We start from the raw sequence: 20,937 nt of genomic DNA on the forward strand, positions 1-20,937 counted from the left end.
GCCGTGTCAGTCTCCGTCGAAAGAGACCAGTGCGTTGACTTCGACCCCCATATTACGCACTCGGCGCGCCCCGCCAAGGTCAGGCAGGTCAACTAGGAAGACAGCCGAGACAATATCGGCCCGCCCCCGCCGAAGCAGCTTCACGCCAGCCTCCGCTGTGCCCCCTGTGGCGATCAGGTCATCGACCAGCAGCACACGCTCACCGGGCTCCACGCCGTCCACGTGCATATGCAGCGCATCAGAGCCGTATTCGAGTTCATAGGACTCGCTGAAGGTTCGGTAAGGCAGCTTGCCCGGCTTGCGCAGGGGCAGGAACCCCGCCTTGAGCCGAAGCGCGATCGCCCCGCCCAGTATGAAGCCACGCGCATCGATCCCGGCAACCTTCGAAATCTCGAACTTCTCAAACGGGGCGGACAGTCTCTCGACCGCTGCGCCAAACGCCTTCGGATCGGCCATCAGGGTCGATACATCGCGAAACATGATACCCTTGCGAGGGTAGTCGGGGATGGTCCGGATGGTCGATTTGAAGTCCATCTCGTCACTTTAGCTGCGTTTAGCGCGGGCCGGGAAGCCCAAATGCTAGCGTCTGCGGCGTCGACGACGGCTAGGTTGTGCCGCGTCGCCTGCCAACGGCGCAGGCGTCGGCTCTGCAACTGCATTATCCACTACAGGTTCAGCTTCTTGCGAAGCTTCCGCAACGTCTTCTTCGGGTTCTGGCGCGGACTGCTCATTTTCTGCGGGCGGCGCCTCAACTTCAGGCTCAGCGGCCTGTTGAGCGGCTTCTTCGGCCATATTTGTCGGTTCGACGGGGTCTGGCGCGCCGGCGACAAGCTCACCTTTAGGAGCAGTGTTCTCCTTTTTCGGCGTCCCGTAATAATCCTGCGCAGTCATGCGCAGATCGCCCGGTTTGAGCGGCATGCGCATACCGCGCAGCTGCCGGATGACCTCATCGCGCAGCGCCATGCCCGGAATGAGCGTTTGCGTAAACCCGAGCGACTTCATCCAGTCGCGCACCGCAGAGCTACTCGTCGACGGCGCTTTCTCCGGCAGTCCGCCCTTGTGCTGCTCCCAGAGGTAAAGGATTGCGACCGCTTCAACTGCGCTACGCTTATAGGCATCGACCGCTTCGCCGGACTGGCCCTGCTGGCGGACATTGCTGCGGCTGGCCTCCAGCGCTTGGTACATCGTGTCCAGCCGCTCGAGGGCGCGCTTGTCCTTCACGGCGGGCTGGGCGAGCAGGCTTTTCAGCTGAGGACGTGCCAGCGGCATGGCGAGATCATCACTGACATCGCCATTCGCGCTCAGATCCCGAAGCTCAGCCAGCACACGCTGCAGATTGAACCTGAATTCGTGGCCGACCCCGTCCAGCGCCATTTTTAACGCTCGGCCGCTGGCCCGCATGTTCTTCCAGACAAACCAGATGATCATCAGCACCACGATGGCTGCAATGCCGCCGCCGATCACCAGCAAAACTTCAAGATTTTCTTCTGTCATTCTACTCAACCCCTGCCCCGGTCAGGGTAGGTTAACCCAGTCGGCAGACGGGGTCGAACAGGTTCGCGTCTCAAGTGAATTCGTGACGCCGCTGTCAGGTATTGAGTTGCCCTTCAGACCGCCTCACACCTGCCGCCAGTGCGGCTTCAGGGCAGCCGGTCCAGGAATGAGACGATCCTGTCATGCGCATCGATCGCGGCGTCTTCATCATAGTCGACAGCAACAAACCCTTCAGAAAACGCGTTTGCCTGCACGCTCTGCCCGCCCCTGAACGCCTTGTAGTCAAAGCCGTGATAGACGCCGGGATAAACCACCCAGCGGGCGCCATTCTGCTCGCTCATCGCCCGGATGGCGTCGCATTCCGATAGCGGCGTCAGGCGATCCTCTTCCCCAATGAGGACCAGATACTGGATATTGTGCGACAGCGACGCGAACGGGCTGCAGTCTGGATAGAGCGCCGCAATGCGGTCCGCACCGGTCCGATCACCGGCAAGGAAGACACCAGAGCCGCCAAGTGACCAGCCCACAAGCGACACTGGCAATGTATCGCTGCCGCCTGCCTGCTTGGTGCCTTGCGCTGCGGCCAGCCTTATCGCCTCGGCCACATCCTCAAGACGCGCACCACCATTGCAGGTGTTCCGCATACCATAGGCGCTCTCATAATCAGCGATCACGACATGCTGCCCGCTTTCGGCCAGCCGTCTCGCAAGGGGCCGCATGGGCTGTGTGTGCGCGCGATCAGATACGCCGCCGCATCCCGGTGCCAGAACGACCACGCTTTCAGCGGGACCGGCCGGGTCGAAGTGCTCAAAAACGAAATCCTGCGGTGACAGGGTGGCAGGGGGCCGCGTCTCACAAGCTGCCATAAAAAGTAGTGCAAACGTAACGCGAAACCCGGACCTCATGCGCAGCTCATGCCTTCAGCACCCGCCCTGCCACAGCGTCCAGCTTGGCCAGAAGGTTCGGATCACGCGCATCAGGCGCCGTGATGAGCGCATAATCAAGACACCTCTCAATGGCCTGCGGCGAGAGCGTACGCGAGACACCCGAAAGCAGCTTCGCCAGCTCAGTCAGCGCCTTCTTCGCCGCGGTCGTGTTCGACTGCATGATCTCCAGCACATTCGCGACAGACACCGCCTCGCTCGCATCGCGCCAGCAATCATAGTCGGTCACCATCGCCATCGTCGCATAGGGCAGCTCTGCCTCCCGGGCGAGCTTTGCTTCCGGCATATTCGTCATGCCGATCACATCGCACTCCCACTGGCGATAAAGATAGCTTTCCGCACGCGAGGAAAACTGCGGGCCTTCCATGGCAAGATACGTCCCGCTGCGATGAACCGTGACGCCCGCCTTCTCGGCGGCATCACCAGCCAGCTGCGAGAGCCGCTCGCACACTGGGTCAGCCATGGAGACATGCGCGACCATGCCCGGCCCGAAAAAGCTCTTCTCCCGCGCGAATGTCCGGTCGATGAACTGGTCCACCATGACGAAGTCACCGGGCGCATAGCGCTCACGCAAGGATCCGCAGGCCGAAATCGACAGCACATCGGTGCATCCGGCCCGTTTCAGCGCGTCGATATTGGCGCGGTAAGGCACATGCGTCGGCGTCAGCCGGTGGCCACGGCCATGGCGCGGCAGGAAGACAAAGCGGACATCGCCGATCCGCCCCGTGGTCAGCTCATCCGACGGCTCGCCCCACGGCGTCTCGACCCGCATCGTATCGCGGTCCTCAAAGCCCTCCACATCGTAAAGGCCCGAACCGCCAATAACGCCGATCACCCATTCGCTCATCGTCAAACTCCTGAAACTGTCCAAGGCTGAAAGCAGCCTGACCAGCTTAAATCAAGTCTTGTTCGACCCGGCGCGCCGGAACACCTCACCCCCGCTGCGCGTCATAGCAGCATGAGCGCAATTGATACCTCCCGGCCTGTTTCGGGCCCTCTCGCCCGGATTGGCCTTGGCGCTCGCGCCCTCGTCTATCTTGCCGTCTGCTTCCTGCTTCTGAAGGCCGCCGCGACCAGCGAAGAGGATGACGGCGCTACCCCCGGTGAAGCCTTCCGGATGATTGAAGCAACAACGGGTGGACGCGTTCTGCTCATCGCACTCGCCGCTGGTCTCATGCTCTACGCCCTATGGCGTTATCAGCAGGCCGCGCTCGACACCGACAATCAGGGCACAGACGCCAAGGGCATCCTCGCAAGGCTCGGCATGTTCTCATCGGGCACCAGCTACGCGCTAGTCGGTATCGCCGCCGCAGCAGTTGCATTTGACGCAGATGATGGCGGCGGCGGCGGCAAGACCGAAGAGACCGCCAAGTGGCTGATGGAACAGCCTTTCGGCCCCTGGATGGTCGGTCTTGCAGGTCTCTGTCTGATTGGCATCGGTATTGCGCAGGTGTGGCGTACACAGTCGAACCAGTGGCAGAAAAGCCTCGATCTCTCCGGTTGGGCTCAGCGGACAAAGCCGGTGATCGAATTCGGTATCGCGGGCCGCGGTGTTCTCTTTGGCCTGATCGGCCTGTTCCTGCTGTTGGGCGCCTACAATGCCGATCCATCTGACGTCAAAGGTCTCGCAGCGACGCTAGGCTGGATAAGAACACAAGCCTTTGGTCTGTTCCTCTTCATCGCCGCCAGCGCGGCCATCGGCGCGTATGGGATCTATTCGGGCGTCCAGTCACTGACACACCGCTTCCCGGACGATTAGGCGTCAAGTCGCCCAGCTTGACGTTCGCGCAATGAAAAAATGCCGCCCCTCTGCAAGGGGCGGCACATCTTAGTAATCAGCTTGGCAGCGCGTTGCTGCCTAGTGCTTCACGTTCCGCCAGATGCGGTGGAATGAGAACCAGAGCAGCACGGCAAAGATCAGAAGGTAGATCATCACAGCGAGACCGGTGGACTTGCGCTGGCTTTGCTTTGGCTCACCAGCCCACTGCAGGAAGTTCGCAATATCGATCGACATCTGTTCGACGGTCGCTTCGGTGCCGTCCATGTAGGACACGCGGCCATCAGACAGCTGTGGTGGCATGGCAAGAAAGCCGCCTGGCGGTGTCTTGCGTGGATCACCCTGCCATTGAGCGGATACGTCGCCAGCCATGTACGGATTGTAGTACTGGCCAACTGGCTGGACGAGCTCGCCCTTATACTTGCTGAAGTCGTAGTGCGAGGAATCGATTTCAGAGACCTTCAGCACGGTTTCCATCATCGGCGCGGCAGGCGCGGCTGCCTCTGCAGGCTCTGCGTCGCCTTCAGCTTCGGCAGCTGCGGCGTCGGTGTCAGCCATTTCAGCTGCTTCCATCTCACCGGCTTCTGCAGCTTCGGCGCCTTCGCCTTCAGCTTCCGCTTCTGACTCTGCGGCGGGCATTTCCTCCGCAGGGATTTCACGCGTGCTGAAAACGTCTTCTGACGGATAGCCAGAGATCAGGCTGTAGATATAGCTCGCACCGCCATGACGCGCTTTCGTGATCACCGAAAGATCTGGTGGAAGCGCGCCGCCATTGGCCGCGCGGGCAGCTGCCGCGTTTGGATATGGCGACTTGAACGTGTCCGACGTGCGGGCCGGGCGATAGTCGTAATCACCAACATCGTTTGGCTCAGTGCTCAGGATCTCATCCTGTGCCGCAAACGACTTAACCAGCGGGTTGTTGTTCGCGTTCGGATATTCCGGATCGTAGAACGGGCCGCCTGGCTCACCGAGGTTACGGTAGCTGAGCAGGCGCATCGAGTGACACGAGGCGCAGACTTCACGGTAGACCTGATAGCCGCGCTGGACGCTGGCCATGTCGAGTTCACCGACCGGGCCTTCGAACGCCCAGCCACCTTCAGGCTCGTGGGCGTGCAGCGATCCGCCAGCAGCATTCGCCGTCGCAGCGATCGCAGCCGCACCGAGACCAGCAGAGATAAAACGCAGGAATTTCATGTGCTTTGACCTCTTATTCTGCAGGGGCCGGGGCAGCGCGGTCGTGACCGAGAACTGCCTTGTGGATTGAAGCAGGCTCATCCTTCGGATTCTCGCGCAGACCGAGAAGCGGCAGGATCACCAGGAAGTAGGCGAAGTAGTAGAGCGTCAGCAGCTGTGCGAGGTGGACGAAGCGGAACGCTGCAGCTTTCTCGACAGCGATGGTCGCCTCAACGCCCTCACTCATCTTCTGGTCGCGGAAGGTCGAAGCAGCCTCATACTCTTCATAGGTCTGGGTGGCTTCGTTGCCGTTCACGTCCGTGTAGCTGACGACCAGCTTGTCAGAGCCCATCGGGATGATCGGGTCATCCGGGTTCGCCGCGCCGCACCAGCCAAGCAGAAGGCTTGCCACGACAAAGCCGAAGAAGAACTGACGGGCCACCGGACGGTAGCGCATCGACTTCACCTTCGAGGTGTCGAGCCAGGGCAGGAAGAACAGCACTGCGATGGCGCCGAACATTGCGATGACACCAAGCAGCTTGGCATCAATCGGGCCGATATTGAACGTGATGGCACGAAGGATGGCGTAGAATGGCAGCAGGTACCATTCCGGCACGATGTGCGCAGGCGTCACCAGCGGGTCGGCTTCGATATAGTTATCGGCGTGGCCGAGGACGTTTGGCATGTAGAAGACGAATGCCGCGAAAATGATCAGGAAGACCACGATCGCGAAGCCGTCCTTCACCGTATAGTACGGGTGGAACGGGACAGTGTCCTGCTTCAGGCCTTCCTTGTCCTTGCGAGCTTCGACGCCGGTCGGGTTGTTATTGCCCGGCACGTGGAGCGCCCAGATGTGAAGGATCACAACACCGGCAATCATGAATGGCAGCAGATAGTGCAGCGAGAAGAAGCGCTGCAGCGTCTGGTTACCGATCGACGGTCCGCCCATCAGCCAGGCCTTGATGCTGTCGCCAACGACAGGAACGGCACCGATCAGACCGGTGATCACGTTAGCGCCGTGATAGGACATCTGACCCCATGGCAGCACATAGCCGAGGAAGGCGGTGCCCATCATGAGAAGGAAGATCACCACGCCGAGGATCCATAGGATCTCGCGCGGGGCCTTGTAGGAGCCGTAATAGAGGCCGCGGAACATGTGGATGTAGACCGCGAGGAAGAACATCGACGCGCCATTCGAGTGAATGTAGCGGATAAGCCAGCCATAAGGCACGTCGCGCATGATCCGCTCGACCGAGGCGAAAGCGCCATCGACGGTAGCGGTATAGTGCATGGCCAGAACCACACCGGTCAGGATCTGCGTCATAAGGCAGACGGCAAGAATGCCACCGAATGTGTACCAGTAGTTCAGGTTCTTTGGCGTCGGGAAGTCGACGAAGCTGTCATAGGCCAGCCGGACAACCGGCAGGCGTGAATCGAGCCATTTCGTGAAGCCGGTCTTCGGCTCGTATGTAGAGGCATGTCCGCTCATGGCTGTGTTACGTCCTCTTCCTTAAAGCGAAATGTTGATCACGGCCGGGCTGACCCAGTTATAGTCCGGAACCGGAAGGTTCGACGGAGCGGGTCCGCGGCGGATACGGCCGGAAGTGTCATAGTGCGAACCGTGGCATGGGCAGTACCAGCCACCAAAGTCGCCCGTATTGCCTTGCGCAGGGCCGACCGGAACGCAACCGAGATGCGTACAGCTGCCCGAAGTCACGAGGATAGCAGCGTTATATTCACCACTCTGCATCGGAACGAGGCGCTCTTCATCGCTCTGCGGGTCCGGCAGGGAGGACACGTCGACGCTCTGGGCGGCGCGAATCTCTGCTGAGGTGCGGTGACGGATAAAGAACGGCTGACCGCCGATCAGAACCCGGATCTCACCGCCAACCGGCACTTTCGAAACGTCGACATCAAGGCTCGATGCCGCTTTCGTGTCGCTGGCGGCATTCATCTGGTCGACGAACACATATGCCAGCGCACCTGCGCCTGCGACAGCTGTCGCTGCCGTAGCAATGTGAATGAAATCGCGACGGTCTTCATCGACCGTCTCGTGTGGTTTGGTTTGCGCGTCGCTCACTCTTCCAGTCCTCTGGCCAAGGATTTCTCCGAGATGCATACATTATTGGTGAGGAAAATCATTGCGGCGCAACGCCGCGAAATGCACCTCCCCGCATATATCTGCGCTGCGGTTAGCGCGGGCGCGCGGGGTTTGCAAGGCGCGCATGTGCGTCATCGCATGCGACGCAGGGGCGCGGGCAGCCGCGACAAGCCGGGGTGCGTCAATGAAGTCAGGCGAATGCCTGTTTTCCGACCGGCGCGCATGGACTAAGGCCAGCGGGCAAAGAAGGTAAGCATGACCGAAAACGACCTCGAATCACAAAAGACCCGCGCCCGCATTTGGTTTGAAACCCTCCAGGGCGAAATCATCGACAGCTTTGAGGCCATCGAGGCCGAAGCCCAGCCGCCACATTATACCGGTCCGGCTGGCAGCTTCGTACGCACGCCCTGGACACGCGGCGATGGCACAGAAGACCTTGGTGGCGGCACCATGGCCATCATGAAGGGCAAGGTGTTCGAGAAAGTCGGCGTGCATGTCTCCTGCGTCTATGGTGACTTTTCAGAAGCCTTCCGCGCGCAGATTCCCGGCGCCGACAAGTCCGGTGGCCGATTCTGGGCCTCCGGCATTTCGCTGATCGCCCACCTTCGCAATCCGCGCGTACCTGCCGTGCATATGAATACCCGCATGCTGGTCACCAGCGAGAGCTGGTTTGGCGGCGGTGCCGACCTTACCCCGCTGCTGACCTATCAGCGCGAGGCAGACTATCCCGACACGGTCGACTTTCACGCCGCCATGAAAGACGCCTGCGACCGTCATGATGAGAGCTTCTATCCGCGCATGAAGCAGCAATGCGACGAGTACTTCCATCTTGCCCACCGCGATGAGCCACGCGGCACGGGCGGCATTTTCTATGACCGCCATAATAGCGGAGACTGGGACGCTGACTTCGCTTTCACACAGGATGTCGGCCGCGCTTTCCGTGACATCTATCCCACCCTCGTCCGCCGCCGCATGAATGAAAGCTGGACCAGCGACGAGCGCGAGGAACAGCTCGTCCGGCGTGGGCGCTATGTGGAGTTCAACCTGCTCTATGACCGCGGCACGACGTTCGGGCTCAAGACTGGCGGCAACGTCAACTCGATCCTCTCGTCCATGCCCCCGGTCGTAAAATGGCCGTGACCCGCCTGCAAACCCCTGATATAACAGCGAAATGAGCGACACGACCAAGAACAGCCCCTGGCGGATCATCATCGCCATCATCGCGCTGACCGCAGCTGTCGCCGCCCTTGGCGGCCTCGTATCCAGCGGCAGCCAGGACCCGTGGTATGCCGCGCTCGACAAGGCCCCCTACAATCCGCCCGACCGCGCCTTCGCGATCGTCTGGCCCGTCCTTTATTCCTTGATTGCGCTCGGCGCGATCATTGTGCGGCTGAAAGCAAAATCATTTGCCGCCGCCAGCGCCGCTTTCGGCATCTTCTTTACCCAGCTTGCCGTGAACCTTTCATGGAGCTGGATATTCTTCGGCTTTCAGGCGCCGCTCATCGCGCTCGTCATCATTGCAATCCTGCTCGTCCTGATCGTGCTGATGATCCGCGCCTTCAGTCGCCACTCGATCATCGCAGGTATCCTCCAGGTCCCCTACCTCGCCTGGGTCTGCTTTGCCGCCTATCTCAACGGCTTCATCGTCTACGCGAACTAGGCTTTCAGCCGCGCCAGCAGCTCTTCGCGCTCTGGCTGGAAGTCCTGGCCCATCCACCATTCCTCGAGCGCGCGCAGCGCCTCGCCGATTTGCGGGCCTTTGAGGCCAGCGGCCAGCGCATCATCGCCGCCGACAGGAAACTCAGGCCGCTTCCAGGCGCGGATCGCATAGAGGTGGTCGCGCACATTCTCACCTGAGGTCAGCGCCCGGTCGACAACGGCCTGCTTGCCATGCCAGTAGAGCGTGCGGCGAAGCTCTGCCCCGTTCATGCCGGGGATCTTCGGCAGGTTGTCCGCTGCCCACATGGTCAGCCGATCAGCCTCCGCATTCGACAGCCGCAAGCGTTTGGTCACCGCCATAACGGACGGCGCGCTGCGGTCGATCAGCGACATGAGCCGCAGCATCGGGTCAGCTCCGACACCGGCGAGCGTCTCACTCACCCGCAGATCATGCAGCCCGTCCAGCGTCTCGCATTCCGGCAGGAGCAGCGCGAGCACGCCGCTCTCTTCCATGGCAACGACAGCCTGCACCGGGTCCGGGGCACTGAGCAGCTTGCGCAGCTCCTTCCAGATACGCTCGACCGCGATCTGGCGCAGCCCTTCCTTCTGGCGCTCACAGGCCGCCTGGCCTTCGGTGTCGATCCCCGCACCATACCAGGCATTGAAGCGATAGAAGCGCAGGATACGAAGATAATCCTCGCGCAGGCGTTCATCGGCGTCCCCGATAAAGATGACGCGGCCAGCCTCGGCGTCCTCAAGCCCGCCGCCAATCGGGTCATAGATCTTGCCCGACGCATCGGCATAAAGCGCGTTCAGCCTGAAATCGCGCCGCCCGGCATCTTCTGCCCAGTCCTCGGTAAAGGCGACGACGGCGCGCCGGCCATCGGTCTCCACGTCGCGGCGAAGGCTCGTAATCTCGAAAGGCTTGCTCTCAATGACGGCCGTGATCGTGCCATGCTCGATCCCTGTCGGAATGGCGCGGATGCCAGCTGATTCCAGCGCATCGATAACGGCCTGCGGCTCCAACTGGGTGGCGATATCAATATCGTCCACCTCGCGGCCCATGATGGAATTACGCACGCACCCGCCGACAAAGCGCGCGCAATCGGCGCGCACAGCGTGCAAGGCGTCGATCACGGCGCGCGTTGTGGGCGCGTCGATCCAGTCAGTCTTGGTAAGTTCGGTCATTGCGGGGCGGTTGTCCTGTCTTCCGCAGTTTCGCTTTCCAGCGCCGTTGCATCATCACGCGCTTCCGGGTCAAGCGGGCCGGGCGGTTCATTCGGCCCGGCAGGGTCTGTCCCGCCAAGCCCCGAAGCGCGGCTGCCCGGGTCACGGCTCGCCGGCAGGCCAAGCTCGTCGCGGCGCTTTTCACAAGGCACTTCCCTCGCGGCCACGATCCGGCCTGTCTCCGGGTCGGTATAGGAGCGCTGGATACATGTGTCGCGTCCGCCCCGGTCCACGAAGATCAGGATGATCCAGGCCAGCACGGCCAGACCAGCGCCCGTCGCGAACAGGATGGTGATCGGCCACGGCTTGCGGCCTTCCTCGATGGCTTCCTGGCGTGCCAGCCGCCAGACGCCATAGGCGAAGAAGGGCAGCAAAAACAGCACGATCTGAAAGATGATCCTGTAGGTCAAACCACTTCCTCCCCGGGCTCGTACAGCCTCTCATATAAAGCGCGTATGATCCCAGCCGTCACGCCCCAGATGCGGTGGCCATCATACGGCATCTCATAATAGTGGCGCATCTGCCCCTTCCAGCTGGTCTTCTGACGCTGGTGGTTTGCCGCCTTCATCAGGAAGGAAAGCGGCGTCTCAAACACACTGTCTACCTCAACCGGGTCTGGCCGGGGAACAAAACCTTCTGGCAGCACACCTAGCACCGGCACGATCCGGAAGCCCGTGCCCGTAATATAAGGTGCGCCCCGTGCGATCAGCTTCACTTCGTCCGGATTGACGCCAACCTCTTCCTCGGCTTCGCGCAGCGCTGCCTCGATTTCATCGGCATCAACCGGGTCGACCTTGCCGCCCGGAAAAGCAACCTGCCCCGGATGGGCCTTCATCGTCATGGGCCTATGGGTCAGCAGCGTGGTCGGCCCACCCTCCCTCGGGATGATCGGCACCAGCACAGCGGCCCGGCGAATATTCGCAATGCCGTCAGCGTCCAGAAACTCGATATCGCCGCCTTCAGACAGGCGTTCCTCGCCCCCAACAGGGTCAAGGCGCAGGCGCGCACGCGCCAGGAAATCATCGAGATCGACAAAGGCCATAGGGGGTTCAGTCCTCGGCCGGTCCTATGTCAAAGAACACCCCATCTGACCAGACACCAAGACGTCCTTCATCCTCAGGCGATGTGACCGCCATTCCGGCGAGCTCATAGAAGACAGGCCGCGCCAGTTTCGCCTCCAGGCGCCCACGCACCAGTAGATAAGGCGACGGCTCCAACGTCTCAGGGTCCGTCTCGATCCGCAGCGGATTGTCTGCGCCAGCGATAACGACGTCGCCGACATTGGTGACAAAGGCCAGTTTCTGATCCTCCCCCGCCTCACCAGCCCGGTCCACGCGCGTTGCAATGAAGGGCGTATCCTCGACATGCACGACGACCTTTTCATAAGGCGTCACCAGCCAGTGCGAGCCGTCTTCATCCTTGCGCAAGATGGTCGAGAACAGCTTCACCAGCTTCTTGCGATTGATTCGTCCACCTTCATGCCACCAGCTGCCATCGGCGCGGATTTCCATGTCGATATCGGCCGACCGTTCCGGCGACCATTGCTCGACAGGCGGCAGTTTGCGCCCGCTCGGGTCAGGCGCGATGACTTTAAGCAGGTCGTTCAAGCTGATTGCAGTGTTTTCATTGGATTTCACGTCGCGCTCCGCCATCATTTTGCCTAGACGTAGGTCTGAACTGGGCCGGAGCAAAGACGGAGACCTCATGGCAGACGATAATGACGTGGTTGTTCAGGAGGCTGAAGCCGCTGGCGAAACGCTGGAGAAGGTGAAAGCCGAGATCGCGAAAGCGGTCTTCGGTCAGGACCGCGTGATCGAGCTGGCGCTTTCGGCAATTCTCGCAGGCGGCCACGCCCTGCTCATTGGTGCCCCCGGCCTTGCCAAGACCCGCCTCGTCGAAGCCATGGGCACGGCCCTCGGTATCAACTCACAGCGCATCCAGTTCACGCCAGACCTCATGCCGTCCGACATCCTGGGCTCTGAAGTTCTCGATGAGGGCGCCGGCGGTGAGCGCAGCTTCCGCTTCATCAAGGGCCCGATCTTCACCCAGCTCCTGATGGCAGATGAGATCAACCGCGCCTCGCCGCGCACCCAGTCCGCCCTCCTCCAGGCCATGCAGGAGCGCCACGTCACGATTGCAGGCGTGCGCCATGACCTGCCCGCCCCTTTCCATGTGCTCGCGACCCAGAACCCGATTGAGCAGGAAGGCACCTATCCGCTGCCAGAAGCCCAGCTCGACCGTTTCCTTCTCAAGATCGATGTCACCTATCCGGACATCGACACTGAACGTCAGATCCTCGTTGAAACGACCGGCCTTTCTGATGCGAGCGTCCAGCCCGCCATTGATGGCGAACAGCTCATGGCGCTTCAGCGTCTCGTTCGCCAGATGCCTGTTGGCGAGAAAGTGCTGACGGCGATCCTCGCAACCGTTCGCGAAGCCCGCCCTGAGCAGAGCTCGGATGACCGTGTTCGCCGCTTCGTCGACTGGGGCCCGTCGCCTCGCGCCGGTCAGGCGCTGATGCTGGCTTGCCGGGCACGCGCCCTCCTGCGCGGCCGTCTCGCGCCATCGCTCGAAGATGTCGAAGCCCTTGCAGAGCCTTGCCTCGGCCACCGTATGGCAATGCGCTACGACCCGACCGGTCAGGCGCCAAGCATGCGTGAGCTGATCGGCGACCTCGCCAGATCGACAGGCTGAGATGCAGGCTGCAACGCCGCAACTGATGCGCTGGGCCGCTGGCCTCGCGCTTGGCGCAGCCGCCCTCGCAGCGTGCGAGCGTGATCCCGGCATGCCGTCGCCTTCAGGCGATGCGCTGGCAGAATGCTACCGCATGATCGAACGCGCAGAGCTTGCCATAGACGTCAGCGGCACAGGTCTTTCGGCCTCGGATCGCCGCCTTGTCCGCGCAGAGCTTGATGCCGCCCGCGTTCGCGTGCTCCACGCCTGGTCAAACCGGGAAGGCGTCGGCCTGTCAGTCGGCGCTATCGAAGACGAGTCGGCAGAGGCAGAGAGCTTCCTCTCCGGCGTCGAAGCTGAAGCAGGCCTCAGCGATCAGGACCGCCTGAGTGAGCGGACCGACGCCGCCAGCCTGCCTGCCCAGTGGCGCAGCAAATTCGAAGCCGCGCTCGACTGCACCGATGAGGTCTCCGCGAATGAAGCTTGAGGCCCTCAGAGCAGAAGCAGAGGCCGTCATGCGCGCCCTGCCGGGCCTCAATCTGAAGGCGCGCGCCGCCGACGCTGCCCATCTGGGCGCGGCAGGCCGCAAGCGCGCAGGCACAGGCGAACAGTTCTGGCAGTATCGTCACTACTCGCAGGAAGACACCGCCCAGCGGATCGACTGGCGACGTTCGGCGCGCGGTGACGATGTCTATGTCCGCGAAACAGAGCTTGAGACCGCCCGCACCATTCTCTTCTGGTGTGACCCCCAGGAAGGCTTTGATTGGAGCGGCACGACTGAGCGCCGCACGAAAGCAGACACAGCCCGAATCCTGATGCTGGCCAATGGCCTCATGCTGTCCAAGGCGGGAGAGCGCATTGGCGTTCTCGGCAGCGCGCGCAAGGCAAGCTTTGGCAAAGCCGCCGCCGACAAGCTTGGCGAGGACCTGCTCGCCTCTGGCAGCAGTCAGTTTCCACCGCCGCCTCGCTCGCGCGCCATCTTTGCGCTTGCCAGTGATTTCTATGACCCGATCGATGTCTGGCGCGAAAGGCTCGCGCCGCTCGCCCGCGCGTCGAAAGAAGGCATTCTCATCGCGCTCAGCGACCCTATCGAGGAAACCTTCCCATGGCAGGGCCGCGTGCGGTTCAGCCGCCCGGGCACCCCGCTCTTCCGCCTCTTTGGCCGCGCCGAAACGATCCGCGATCAGTACCTCGAACGCTTCGCCGCCCATGCCGCCGCCATTGAGAACCTCGCAGCCAGCTTTGGCTGGCAATATGTCCGCCATTCGACTGGTGACGACATCACTTATGGCGCGGCAGACCTGAAACAGGCCTTCGAAGCCTTCGGGGCGCGCCTATGAGCCCTGGCCCGTTTCTCTTTGGCGCACCGCTGGCGTTGCTCGGCCTCATCGCCCTGCCCGTCATCTGGTACATCCTGCGCGCGACGCCGCCCGCCCCGCAGGAAGCAGCCCTTCCCTCGCTCCGCCTGCTCGATGATGTTGAGCCCGAAGACGAAACCCCGGCCCGCACGCCGTGGTGGATTCTCCTCCTGCGCCTTCTGGCTGCTGCCGCTGCCATCCTTGGCCTCTCGAACCCCGTCTATGCACCGGGCGCGCAGGTCGGCAGCGAGGACGCAGGCCCTGTCCTCATCGTCATCGACAATGGCTGGACCAGCACCCCGCGCTGGGGTGAGCTGCAATCCGCCGCCTCCAGCGCCCTCGACGGGGCGAGCCGCGATACCGCTGGCCACCTCCTTCTGACCGCCCCGCGCACGCTTAACGCAGACCCGGCCGACCGCCTGACACGGACAGACCTTTCTGCCCGTATCGGATCGCTCGACCCCGTCTCCTGGGGCACAGACCGCGAAGACGCGCTTGAGCGTCTTGAAGCCTCCGGCATCCAGCCTGCCCGCATCCTCTGGGCCAGTGACGGACTTGGCAGCGAGGATGCCCGCGCCTTTGCTGATGCCCTCGGCGCAATCGCCCCGCTCAGCATCTACGCCGCCGCTCCGCGCGGGCCGTTCGCGATTACCGGCCTCTCCTCCGCCGCTGACGGGGCCGCCGTCACGGTCCGCCGGACCGATACCTCCAACAGCGCGCAGACCTATGTCTCCGCCCTCACCCTCGACGGTGCAGCCCTCGCAACGGCAGAGGCAGACTTCGCCGCTGGTGAGGCAGAAGCCATCGCCCGCTTTGACGTCCCCGCAGCTGCCCTTGCCCGCGTCGAACGCTTCGCCATTACCGGCGTGCAGGGCGCAGGCAGCGTCTGGCTCTGGGATTCGGCAGACCGCTCCCGCCGTGTCGGTCTTGTCTCCGGCGACTCGACCGCTCAGCCGCTCCTCTCCGACATGCACTATGTTCGTCAGGCGCTGGAGCCCTTCGCCCACATCACGGACGGCTCCATCGAAGAGCTGATCGCCGCCGACCCAGACGCGATCATCATGACCGATATTGGCCAGCTTGCGCCTGAACTTGAAGAGCGCATGGCCGAATGGGTCGAAGGCGGCGGCGCGCTCATCCGTTTTGCAGGCCCGCGCCTTGCTGCACAGTCCGACAGCCTCGTGCCGACGCCGCTGCGCCGCTCCTCCCGCGCCATTGGCGGCGCACTCACTTGGGAAGACCCGCAAAGCATCGGCAGCTACCCTGAGACCTCGCCCTTTGCGGGCCTCTCCTCACCCGCCGACATCAAGATCCGCCAGCAGGTCCTCGCCCGCCCGGACCCAGAGCTTGCCAGCCGCACATGGGCGCGCCTGCAGGATGGCTCGCCACTTGTCACAGGCGCGAGCCGCGGACAGGGCACGCTCGTCCTCTTTCACGTCACTGCGGGCCCCGACTGGTCCGACCTTCCCTATTCAGGCACCTTCGTCGAGATGCTGAGACGCGCCATAGCCGCTGGCCGCGGCGAAACCATGCAGGACGAGGAAGGCACCTATACGCCAGAGGTGACGGTGAACGGCTATGGCCGCCTTGTCAGCCCCGGCCCGAACGCCTCGCCCATCGCGGCAGCTGACCTCGCAGACGCCGTCCCTTCTGAATCCCACCCGCCCGGCCTCTATCGCGGCCCCGGTGGCACCCGCGCCATCAACACCGCAGCCGCAGGCGTCCCCGCGCTCGTCACCAACTGGCCGACCAGCGCCACGCTGCTTGGTGACGCCGAAGCGCAGACCATCCGTCTCGGCGGCCTCCTACTCGGCCTCACAGGCTTGCTGATCGCGATCGATCTTCTCGTCGCACTGGCACTCGCCGGACGCTTCCCGTCGCTGCGCCGCGGCGCGCATGCGGCCGTCCTGATCGCTGGCGTAGCGACGCTCGCACCGCTCGCCCAGCCGCCAGCCCACGCACAGTTCGAAGATATCAGCCCCAACCCCTACAGCTATGCCATCTCGCCCGGCTATCGCGGCACGGAGATCGAGCAAAACGGCGAGATCGACAAGGCAATGGAAGCCCTGCTCGAAATGCGCCTAGCCTATATCGAGACCGGCGACAGCAAGGTCGACGCCGTCACCCGCGCGGGTCTTCGCGGCCTCTCCCTCATCCTCTTCCGCCGCACCTCGGTGGAGCCGGCAGAGCCGCACACGGTCGACCCGGAAACCGATGAGCTCGACGTCTACCCGATGATCGTGCTCGCGCTGCCGGATAATGCGGCCCCGCTCAGCTCCCGCGCGGTGGAGCGCCTCAACGCCTATCTGCGCAATGGCGGCGCGCTCTTCATCGACACGCGCCGGGGTGGCAATGTCGCCAGCAATAACAGCTTTGCCGACCTCGACCGCGTCCTGCCCGGCCTCGATACCCCGCCGCTCCAGCCCGTCAGCCAGGACCATGTGATGACGCGCAGCTTCTACCTGATCGACGGGTTCGCCGGGCGCTATCAGGACCGCCAGCTCTGGATCGAATCCTCAGCAGGCGCGGCAGACGCTTCGGCCCGCCGGGGCGACGGCGTCTCCGGCCTCATCATCGGGGACGCAGACTATCTCGCCGCCTGGGCCATTGATGAGAGCGGGCGCCCCCTGCTCAGCGTCGATGGCGGCGACCGGGAGCGCGAGATGGCCCGCCGCTTTGGCGTGAACCTCATGATGTACGTGCTGACCGGCAATTATAAGGAAGACCAGGTCCACATTCCGGCCCTGCTGGAACGCCTCGGCGAAGGCGAAGACGGCGGTGAGCCCGCCCCGACCGGTATCGAACGCCAGATCCCGCCGCGCCTGCCCGGCAGCGAAGATCAGGAAGACATGCCGGACATCCGGGAAATGCTCCGCCGCCAGCAGGAAGGCACGCCTGAATGACCGAAGCTGGCCGAATCTCGCTCGACCCGCTTCTCGGCTGGCCGCTGCTCTGGGCGCTGCTCGCGCTCTGCCTTCTCGCCTATGGCGCCTATATCCGCTGGCGTGGCCGCGCCTGGCTGATGCGCGCCGCCGTGCTGACCGCGCTCGCCGCCGCCCTCGCCAACCCCGCCTATGTCCGCGAGGAACGAGACCCCCTCCCCTCCGTCGCCGCCATCGTCGTCGACCGCTCAGAGAGTATGAGCTTTGGTGACCGCGAAGCCATTGCCGACGCCGCCCTCGAAAAGCTGCGCGCCGACATGGACGCCGACACCTCGCTGGAGGTCCGCTTCGTCGAGACAGGCTCCAGCGCCGGTGGCACCAACCTCATCGCCTCCCTCGAAGGCCTGATGGCCGACGTCCCGCGCGACCGCATCGCTGGCACCGTCCTCGTCACGGACGGACAGGTCCATGACGTGCCCGAAGACGCCGCCCGCCTTGAAGCGCTCGGCCCCATTCACAGCCTCATCACGGGCGACCCGGACAGCGGCGACCGGCGCATCTCACTCGTCCGCTCGCCGGACTTCGGCATTGTCGGCGAGGACGCCGCCTTCGTCGTGCGCGTCGATGACCCTGTCAGTGCGCAGGCCACCGTCACCTATTCCATGAATGGCGGAGAGCCCGAAGAGATCACCGTCCAGACCGGCACCGACACCCCCCTCCCGGTCGAGATTGAGCGGCGCGGCGACAACATCCTCGTCGTCGAAACCCCGGCAGGCGAGCAGGAGCTGACCCTCGCAAATAACCGCACCGCCGCCACCCTGTCCGGCGTGCGCGACCGCCTCCGCGTCCTCCTCATCACCGGCAAGCCGAACGCCGCAGGCCGCGTCTGGCGCGACCTCCTGAAGTCCGACCCCTCGGTCGACCTTGTCCACTTCACCATCCTGCGCCCGCCCTACAAGCAGGACGTGACCCCGCTGGAGGAAATGGCCCTCATCGCCTTCCCGACAGAGGAGCTGTTCGAGGGCAAGCTGAATGAGTTCGACCTCATCATCTTCGACCAGTATGAGCGGCGCACCGTCATCACCATGTCCTACCTCGCGAATATGGCCCGCTATGTGGCCGATGGCGGCGCCCTCTTGATCGCGGCGGGTGAGGATTTCGCAGGCCCCGCCTCCCTCGCCAACACGCCGCTCTCCGCTGTCCTTCCGGCCCTGCCCACCGGCACGATCCAGGTCGGAAAGTTCAACCCGCAAATCTCTGAAACCGGCGCGCGCCACACCATCACAGAGACCCTCACCGGCCAGTCATGGGGCGACTGGGTGCGCTATATCGAGGCCGTGCCCGAAGTCGGCGATGTCCTGATGACGGCCCGCAATGGAGACCCGCTTCTGGTCGTCGACCGCGTCGGCGAAGGCCGCGTCGCGCAGATCCTTTCAGGCCAGATCTTCCTCTGGGCGCGCGGTTATGATGGCGGCGGCCCCTTTGCAGAGCTGATCCGCCGCACCGTCCACTGGCTGATGAAAGAGCCAGAGCTTGAAGAGCGCCAGCTCCTCCTTGAAGCGCAGGGCGACACGATGCGCGCGCGCCTTCGCACCCTGTCAGACACCGCCCCGACCTTGAGCGTCGAGACCCCGGACGGCGAAACCCTCAATCCCCGTTGGACGCAAACCGGCCCCGGCGAGTTCACCGCAGAGCTCGCCATAGACCAGCTCGGCCTCTTCCGCGCTGAGGCAGGCGGCCTTGAAGCCGTCGCCCTGAACGGCCCCGCCAATCCAAAGGAATACGCCTCCCTCGAAGCGACCGGCGACGTCCTCGCCCCGCTCTCAGCGGCCACAGGCGGCGGCGTCTACGAGTTGACCCGCCCCGGCGCCAGCCTGCCGGACATCCGCCGCGTCGGGCAAAACGCCAACGCCGCCGGCGGAAACTGGCTGGGCCTCAAGGAACGCGGCGCCTACGCCGTCCGCAGCTCCACCAGCCTGCCCCTTCTGCCGGGGCTTCTGGCAGTGGCGCTCATTCTGGTTTTCCTGATTTTGGCCTGGCGGCGCGAGGGGCGGTAACCGGTCCCGTTCCCCTCTCCCCCAGGGAGAGGGGCTAGGGGAGAGGGGAAGCTACGCTTGCAACGAAAGTCGTCGCCTCAGTGATGCACCGGGTATGCGGCCACCACGCTAGCCAAGCACGCTGCAGAAGCCGCACTTCCTCCCCCTCTCCCGGTTTTCGGGAGAGGGGTCAGGGGTGAGGGCAGCAACGTCTAAGCTTGGTGAAACGCCTAAACCGCCTCGAACTTCAGAGCCCTCATCCCCGGCCCCCTCATGGTGAGCGAAGACGAACCACTCCCGCATCCGGGAGAAGGGAGTTCACCGCCGGAAACAAATCACCACAAAACTCAACCCCGTCATCCCGGAAAAGCCGACAGGCTTTATCCGGGACCCAGTCCAGCTCAGCAATTCTCCAGTCGCTTGCCAATTTAGGGCAAATGAAGCATCTGAAGAGAATGATAGTGTCCAGCTTAAAATTGAGAAATTGGAGGAATTTTCGTTCCTCTGAAATCAGCCTCTCTCAACGAACATTCGTGCTAGGGGCAAACGCTGCAGGAAAATCCAATCTACTCGATGTTTTTCGATTTCTGCGGGACATATGTTCATCTCAGGGGGGCGGGCTACAAAGTGCGCTTCAGCTCCGCGGCGGATTTTCGAAAGTTCGCTGCCTCTCGGCAAGGCAGCGGCCGTACATAGAGATCGATATCACTCTCAAGGCATCTTCGGATTCAGAGGATAGCTGGCGATATAGGCTATCTATAACTCAAGAACCTCGCGGTTTTCGGCGACCAATTGTAGAACGCGAGGAAGTCTACAAGAACGATGAGCGAATTTTAAAACGGCCAAATGCTGACGATGACGCTGATCCCGAGCGGCTGATCCAAACCCATCTTGAGCAGGTGAACGACAACGTTAAGTTTCGAGAAATATCGCGCTTTTTCGGGGCGATTACTTATCTGCATCTGGTGCCGCAACTACTAAGGTACGCCGACGCCATAAGTGGGCGTATCATCGAGACTGATCCGTTTGGCCAAGGGTTTCTTGAGCGAGTTGCGAAAACTCCTGAGCGATCGCAAAAGAGCAGACTGAAGAGAATTGAAGCTGCTCTGAAGATTGCGGTTCCCAACCTTCGCGAACTTAAGTTCGAACGTGATGAAGCTACTGGGCGACCTCATCTAGCTGCATTGTACGAACATTGGCGCCCGAACGCGGGATGGCAACAAGAGGATCAATTTTCGGACGGCACGCTAAGGCTGATTGGGTTATTGTGGGCTCTTCTAGAAGATGAATCTCTACTGCTCCTCGAAGAACCAGAACTGTCTCTCAACTCAGGCATCGTTCAGCAAATGGCGCCTTTGATCTATAGGATGCAACGCCAAAGACGTCGTCAGGTTATACTGAGCACGCATAGCGTGGACCTGCTTTCGGACAAAGGAATTGCGCCTGAGGAAGTTGTGCTCCTCGATACCTCCGGCGAATCGACTCAAGCCGTAAATCTATCGGACTTAGACGAGCCATATAGTCTGGTAAAAGCTGGCTTTTCGGTAGGAGAAGCAGTGCTGCCTAAGACGATACCGAGACAGATCGAGCTATTCTCCACAGTTTCCGACTAA

20 protein-coding genes are annotated in these 20,937 nt (G+C 62.5%); 9 read left to right on the forward strand and 11 right to left on the reverse strand.

Features of this window, described 5'->3' with window-relative positions; genetic code table 11:
* Positions 1 to 6 precede the first annotated feature (6 nt).
* The 4 genes from D1222_RS02235 to D1222_RS02250 form a co-directional block, all read right to left on the reverse strand.
* A complete protein-coding gene (locus D1222_RS02235) occupies positions 7 to 534 on the reverse strand; it encodes an adenine phosphoribosyltransferase (protein WP_119452605.1) in 528 nt (175 codons plus the stop codon).
* Between the two features lie 45 nt (positions 535 to 579).
* Positions 580 to 1,494 carry a hypothetical protein gene (locus D1222_RS02240; protein ID WP_119452606.1) on the reverse strand — a complete coding sequence of 305 codons (915 nt, stop codon included), beginning with the start codon at positions 1,492 to 1,494 and terminating at the stop codon, positions 580 to 582.
* A gap of 146 nt (positions 1,495 to 1,640) precedes the next feature.
* Positions 1,641 to 2,360, reverse strand: a complete 720-nt coding sequence (locus tag D1222_RS02245; RefSeq protein ID WP_182481843.1) for a dienelactone hydrolase family protein — start codon at positions 2,358 to 2,360, stop codon at positions 1,641 to 1,643.
* A gap of 46 nt (positions 2,361 to 2,406) precedes the next feature.
* Entirely contained in the window at positions 2,407 to 3,285 is an 879-nt protein-coding gene (locus D1222_RS02250) for an S-methyl-5'-thioadenosine phosphorylase (RefSeq protein ID WP_119452608.1), read from the reverse strand.
* A gap of 111 nt (positions 3,286 to 3,396) precedes the next feature.
* Here D1222_RS02250 and D1222_RS02255 point away from each other — a divergent pair, with 111 nt between their 5' ends.
* Positions 3,397 to 4,197, forward strand: a complete 801-nt coding sequence (locus D1222_RS02255) for a DUF1206 domain-containing protein (protein ID WP_119452609.1) — start codon at positions 3,397 to 3,399, stop codon at positions 4,195 to 4,197.
* Positions 4,198 to 4,296: 99 nt separating this feature from the next.
* Here D1222_RS02255 and D1222_RS02260 read toward each other — a convergent pair whose 3' ends face one another.
* The 3 genes from D1222_RS02260 to petA are packed head-to-tail and all read right to left on the reverse strand — an operon-like array spanning position 4,297 to position 7,468.
* The gene (locus D1222_RS02260; protein WP_233348471.1) at positions 4,297 to 5,409 is read right to left on the reverse strand and encodes a cytochrome c1; all 1,113 of its coding nucleotides are present in this window, start codon (positions 5,407 to 5,409) and stop codon (positions 4,297 to 4,299) included.
* Between the two features lie 13 nt (positions 5,410 to 5,422).
* On the reverse strand, positions 5,423 to 6,877 hold the full coding sequence (locus D1222_RS02265; RefSeq protein ID WP_119452611.1) for a cytochrome b: 1,455 nt from the start codon (positions 6,875 to 6,877) through the stop codon (positions 5,423 to 5,425).
* 21 nt (positions 6,878 to 6,898) lie between these two features.
* Positions 6,899 to 7,468 carry a ubiquinol-cytochrome c reductase iron-sulfur subunit gene (petA, locus tag D1222_RS02270; protein WP_233348472.1) on the reverse strand — a complete coding sequence of 190 codons (570 nt, stop codon included), beginning with the start codon at positions 7,466 to 7,468 and terminating at the stop codon, positions 6,899 to 6,901.
* Between the two features lie 276 nt (positions 7,469 to 7,744).
* On the opposite strand from petA, the gene hemF reads away from it, so the two are divergent.
* Together hemF and D1222_RS02280 are read left to right on the forward strand one after the other, a co-directional pair.
* On the forward strand, positions 7,745 to 8,629 hold the full coding sequence (hemF, locus tag D1222_RS02275) for an oxygen-dependent coproporphyrinogen oxidase (RefSeq protein ID WP_119452613.1): 885 nt from the start codon (positions 7,745 to 7,747) through the stop codon (positions 8,627 to 8,629).
* Between the two features lie 31 nt (positions 8,630 to 8,660).
* On the forward strand, positions 8,661 to 9,149 hold the full coding sequence (locus D1222_RS02280) for a TspO/MBR family protein (protein WP_119452614.1): 489 nt from the start codon (positions 8,661 to 8,663) through the stop codon (positions 9,147 to 9,149).
* Here the strand turns inward: D1222_RS02280 and D1222_RS02285 are convergent.
* Genes D1222_RS02285 through D1222_RS02300 form a run of 4 tightly spaced genes read right to left on the reverse strand, consistent with a single transcriptional unit; the run spans position 9,146 to position 12,030 of the window.
* Positions 9,146 to 10,336: a CCA tRNA nucleotidyltransferase gene (locus tag D1222_RS02285; RefSeq protein ID WP_119452615.1), complete on the reverse strand. Its 1,191-nt coding sequence runs from the start codon at positions 10,334 to 10,336 to the stop codon at positions 9,146 to 9,148. The genes D1222_RS02280 and D1222_RS02285 overlap by 4 nt on opposite strands.
* A complete protein-coding gene (locus D1222_RS02290) occupies positions 10,333 to 10,785 on the reverse strand; it encodes a hypothetical protein (RefSeq protein WP_119452616.1) in 453 nt (150 codons plus the stop codon). Before D1222_RS02290 ends, D1222_RS02285 begins: the two co-directional genes overlap by 4 nt.
* Positions 10,782 to 11,417 carry a CoA pyrophosphatase gene (locus D1222_RS02295; RefSeq protein WP_119452617.1) on the reverse strand — a complete coding sequence of 212 codons (636 nt, stop codon included), beginning with the start codon at positions 11,415 to 11,417 and terminating at the stop codon, positions 10,782 to 10,784. Before D1222_RS02295 ends, D1222_RS02290 begins: the two co-directional genes overlap by 4 nt.
* Before the next feature lie 7 nt (positions 11,418 to 11,424).
* Positions 11,425 to 12,030, reverse strand: coding sequence for a DUF1285 domain-containing protein (locus tag D1222_RS02300; protein ID WP_119452618.1), 606 nt, complete (start codon positions 12,028 to 12,030; stop codon positions 11,425 to 11,427).
* 49 nt (positions 12,031 to 12,079) lie between these two features.
* Here D1222_RS02300 and D1222_RS02305 point away from each other — a divergent pair, with 49 nt between their 5' ends.
* The 6 genes from D1222_RS02305 (at position 12,080) to D1222_RS02330 (ending at position 20,937) form a co-directional block, all read left to right on the forward strand.
* Positions 12,080 to 13,069: an AAA family ATPase gene (locus tag D1222_RS02305; RefSeq protein ID WP_119452619.1), complete on the forward strand. Its 990-nt coding sequence runs from the start codon at positions 12,080 to 12,082 to the stop codon at positions 13,067 to 13,069.
* A 1-nt stretch (position 13,070) separates the two neighbouring features.
* Positions 13,071 to 13,535, forward strand: coding sequence for a hypothetical protein (locus D1222_RS02310; protein ID WP_119452620.1), 465 nt, complete (start codon positions 13,071 to 13,073; stop codon positions 13,533 to 13,535).
* On the forward strand, positions 13,525 to 14,388 hold the full coding sequence (locus D1222_RS02315) for a DUF58 domain-containing protein (protein ID WP_119452621.1): 864 nt from the start codon (positions 13,525 to 13,527) through the stop codon (positions 14,386 to 14,388). Before D1222_RS02310 ends, D1222_RS02315 begins: the two co-directional genes overlap by 11 nt.
* A complete protein-coding gene (locus tag D1222_RS02320; RefSeq protein ID WP_119452622.1) occupies positions 14,385 to 17,309 on the forward strand; it encodes a DUF4159 domain-containing protein in 2,925 nt (974 codons plus the stop codon). The genes D1222_RS02315 and D1222_RS02320 overlap by 4 nt, the downstream gene beginning before the upstream one ends.
* Positions 17,306 to 19,345, forward strand: coding sequence for a DUF7408 domain-containing protein (locus tag D1222_RS02325; protein ID WP_119452623.1), 2,040 nt, complete (start codon positions 17,306 to 17,308; stop codon positions 19,343 to 19,345). Before D1222_RS02320 ends, D1222_RS02325 begins: the two co-directional genes overlap by 4 nt.
* Before the next feature lie 434 nt (positions 19,346 to 19,779).
* Entirely contained in the window at positions 19,780 to 20,937 is a 1,158-nt protein-coding gene (locus tag D1222_RS02330) for an AAA family ATPase (protein ID WP_119452624.1), read from the forward strand.

Origin of the sequence: Henriciella algicola, from assembly GCF_003576245.1 — a bacterium.
GTDB classification, from domain to species: domain Bacteria; phylum Pseudomonadota; class Alphaproteobacteria; order Caulobacterales; family Hyphomonadaceae; genus Henriciella; species Henriciella algicola.

What these genes read in the sequence shown, in the direction of transcription:
- D1222_RS02235 (WP_119452605.1), bottom strand. Translation starts at nt 534, where the DNA reads ATGGACTTCAAATCGACCATCCGGACCATCCCCGACTACCCTCGCAAG.
- D1222_RS02240 (WP_119452606.1), bottom strand. Translation starts at nt 1,494, where the DNA reads ATGACAGAAGAAAATCTTGAAGTTTTGCTGGTGATCGGCGGCGGCATT.
- D1222_RS02245 (WP_182481843.1), bottom strand. Translation starts at nt 2,360, where the DNA reads ATGGCAGCTTGTGAGACGCGGCCCCCTGCCACCCTGTCACCGCAGGAT.
- D1222_RS02250 (WP_119452608.1), bottom strand. Translation starts at nt 3,285, where the DNA reads ATGAGCGAATGGGTGATCGGCGTTATTGGCGGTTCGGGCCTTTACGAT.
- D1222_RS02255 (WP_119452609.1), top strand. Translation starts at nt 3,397, where the DNA reads ATGAGCGCAATTGATACCTCCCGGCCTGTTTCGGGCCCTCTCGCCCGG.
- D1222_RS02260 (WP_233348471.1), bottom strand. Translation starts at nt 5,409, where the DNA reads ATGAAATTCCTGCGTTTTATCTCTGCTGGTCTCGGTGCGGCTGCGATC.
- D1222_RS02265 (WP_119452611.1), bottom strand. Translation starts at nt 6,877, where the DNA reads ATGAGCGGACATGCCTCTACATACGAGCCGAAGACCGGCTTCACGAAA.
- hemF (WP_119452613.1), top strand. Translation starts at nt 7,745, where the DNA reads ATGACCGAAAACGACCTCGAATCACAAAAGACCCGCGCCCGCATTTGG.
- D1222_RS02280 (WP_119452614.1), top strand. Translation starts at nt 8,661, where the DNA reads ATGAGCGACACGACCAAGAACAGCCCCTGGCGGATCATCATCGCCATC.
- D1222_RS02285 (WP_119452615.1), bottom strand. Translation starts at nt 10,336, where the DNA reads ATGACCGAACTTACCAAGACTGACTGGATCGACGCGCCCACAACGCGC.
- D1222_RS02295 (WP_119452617.1), bottom strand. Translation starts at nt 11,417, where the DNA reads ATGGCCTTTGTCGATCTCGATGATTTCCTGGCGCGTGCGCGCCTGCGC.
- D1222_RS02300 (WP_119452618.1), bottom strand. Translation starts at nt 12,030, where the DNA reads ATGATGGCGGAGCGCGACGTGAAATCCAATGAAAACACTGCAATCAGC.
- D1222_RS02305 (WP_119452619.1), top strand. Translation starts at nt 12,080, where the DNA reads ATGGCAGACGATAATGACGTGGTTGTTCAGGAGGCTGAAGCCGCTGGC.
- D1222_RS02310 (WP_119452620.1), top strand. Translation starts at nt 13,071, where the DNA reads ATGCAGGCTGCAACGCCGCAACTGATGCGCTGGGCCGCTGGCCTCGCG.
- D1222_RS02315 (WP_119452621.1), top strand. Translation starts at nt 13,525, where the DNA reads ATGAAGCTTGAGGCCCTCAGAGCAGAAGCAGAGGCCGTCATGCGCGCC.
- D1222_RS02320 (WP_119452622.1), top strand. Translation starts at nt 14,385, where the DNA reads ATGAGCCCTGGCCCGTTTCTCTTTGGCGCACCGCTGGCGTTGCTCGGC.
- D1222_RS02325 (WP_119452623.1), top strand. Translation starts at nt 17,306, where the DNA reads ATGACCGAAGCTGGCCGAATCTCGCTCGACCCGCTTCTCGGCTGGCCG.
- D1222_RS02330 (WP_119452624.1), top strand. Translation starts at nt 19,780, where the DNA reads ATGATAGTGTCCAGCTTAAAATTGAGAAATTGGAGGAATTTTCGTTCC.